Source organism: Nostoc sp. DedQUE08 (assembly GCF_034530895.1).
GTDB lineage: Bacteria > Cyanobacteriota > Cyanobacteriia > Cyanobacteriales > Nostocaceae > Nostoc.
The window spans coordinates 1-2,297 of record NZ_JAVRCD010000131.1; the positions used below are offsets into that span (position 1 = coordinate 1).

Genomic DNA, 2,297 nt, shown 5'->3' on the forward strand with positions numbered 1-2,297 from the left:
GGCTACTATCAAGCTTGTCAAGTTTGGTTATATGAAAAAACAAATAAAGCTTCTCGTCAACGGACATTGATGAGTATAGAAGAAATTAAAATTGATAAGAATATTTTAATCACTTATCAACAGGTGCAAAAATACTTTAAAACTAATTATCAGATAATTAAATATAAGCAAATTTTTATTAAGGTCAATCCGATTCGCTCCCTGATTGCTGATAATTTAGTGAAAGGAATCCATTGGTGGTCTAATTTTTGGGAAAAATTGGTGATAGAGGATTCAAAAGAATATTTATTTAACCAGTTATTTTCTAATCGAGAAGGATTCATCATAATGGCAGAGAATAGTGAAGAAGACAAGCAGTATCTTATTTTTATTAAGGTATTTCAGCAAGCTATGAAGGGCAACTTTGCTAAAATTTATGCCAAAACAGAGTCAGGGAAAGATCCTCCAATTAAGAAGAAAGTTGAACGATTAAGGGCAGAGCTAAACTATTGTTATGATGAATTGTCGTTTAAGGAATATTTGTCTGACTTTTTAGTAAGAGGGGGATTAAATAAGTATTTTAATGAGTATCAGGAAGAGATTGCACTACTAATTAAAAAATCACCTTGGCAAGAAATAAGAATTTGGTCATTGTTAGCGATCGCCAGTTATAAACCCAAAGATAAACCCACAAATATGGATGATAGTTCATTGTCAAACAATCAAAAATTAGAAGAAGTGAATTATGAGTCAGAAGAAGAATGACAATAATATCCCCAATTATTATCTTTACGGAACAGTCCTCACTCGTTATGGTTTAGCGTCCTTAAATCATGACATTAGACGAGGAAATAAGACTACTCTGCAAAAAGGTTATTGGAATGATGGTAAGATTCATTCTTTTGTAGGTTCAAGTGCAATCCGTTGGGCGTTACGTTTTTATCTTCAAAAGCAAGGTTATTTAGTTAATAGAGTTTGGGATGAGGACGAAAATATTAATCGGTTAACAAGTGAATATTTCGATCCAGAACAATTTTATGATGATGATATTTTTGGGTTTGCTTTATTAGAGTCTGCTGAAACAGAGGAGGACACTTCAACAACAAAGAGAAAAAAGAAACAAACAAAAGCCAGCACCCCTAATCAGCGAATGGGTGCTTTAGGCATGAATATGGCTGTTTCGCTAACGCCTTATGATGGTGCAGTCAAGTTAGGGGCAAAAAGTGGGAGAGAAAAGGATAGTACATCGCTTCATTTTACAGAATATCATGCAACTCGATATCAATATTATTTTGGAATTGATGCCACTCATCTCAAAGATTTTTCGCGCATCTTACCTTTGATAGATGGGGTTATGAATCTGCCCAAGGTAGGAGGGAGTAGTAATATTTTTAATTATCCTTTCTGTCCCGATAGTTTTGTATTTGAATGGACAAATCATTTTGCTCCATATATTTCCTATTGCTTTGAATATTGCGATCCTAAGAGTAAGGAAGCAAAATTTACACAAGAGTTTATAGATGAAGTGGAATGCGGACAGATTGACCCTAGTAAGTTATGGATTGGGGGAACAATTGTTAAGGAGTTACAGCAATTAGATAATTTTGATAATTCTCTTTTTAACAGAGCGCATATTTATCGTAATCGAAATGAACTGATTGCAGCTTTGAAAACAGTCATTAAAAGAGATTTGGGCTTGGAAGAATCAAAATGATTGCACCATTAATTCTCTATTTGGATGTTCCATTTGCGACTTTTCGGGAGTCCCATGCAAGGGAAATGGGAAAAACTTATCCTGTTCCTCCTCCAGCGACAGTGTATGGGATGTTGTTGTCATTGGTAGGGGAAACGAATGTCTATCGCCACTGTGGGGTAGAATTGGCGATCGCGATGTTATCTAGCCCCAAAAAGTCGCGAATTTTGCGTCAAATGAGACGGTTTAAAAATGCTGATTTTAGCCATCCAGAGAATGTTATTCCCTGTTATCAAGAAATTTTGTCTAATCTCAAGTGTTTAATATGGGTTCGTTCTGACGGGGAGAAGACACAACCAATTTTAAGGGAGAGGATACAGTTAGCGTTTGACCATCCTGAGCTAGTAAGACGGTTTGGTTGTTTATTTTTGGGAGAAAGTGACCAGTTGATTAAAACGATCAAACTTGTCTCGGACGATTATCTAGAGGGAGTGAGACAGTGGGCGATTAGAGATAATCGAGGCAGGTTAACCTTACCCTATTGGGTTGACCATGTGGGGTCAAGAAATACCCGATTTTTGAGGTATCGGATTGAGGAAATGCCAAGCTCACCACCTCCTGATTT

Annotated in this window: 3 protein-coding genes; all 3 read left to right on the top strand. The window is 36.2% G+C overall.

The features are described 5' to 3' along the window. Window positions 1–744 (top strand): CRISPR-associated protein Cas8a1/Csx13 (cas8a1, locus tag RMY64_RS36640; protein WP_322702685.1); only part of this gene is annotated, 744 nt, incomplete at its 5' end. Continuing rightward, window positions 725–1,693, top strand: coding sequence for a CRISPR-associated protein (locus RMY64_RS36645; protein ID WP_322702686.1), 969 nt, complete (start codon window positions 725–727; stop codon window positions 1,691–1,693). The genes cas8a1 and RMY64_RS36645, both read left to right, overlap by 20 nt. Next, the coding region (cas5, locus tag RMY64_RS36650; protein ID WP_322702687.1) for a type I-MYXAN CRISPR-associated protein Cas5/Cmx5/DevS at window positions 1,690–2,297 on the top strand (608 nt) is incomplete at its 3' end. The genes RMY64_RS36645 and cas5, both read left to right, overlap by 4 nt.

Excerpts from the sequence above, each read along its gene's own strand:
- RMY64_RS36645 (WP_322702686.1), top strand. The coding sequence starts at position 725 with ATGAGTCAGAAGAAGAATGACAATAATATCCCCAATTATTATCTTTAC.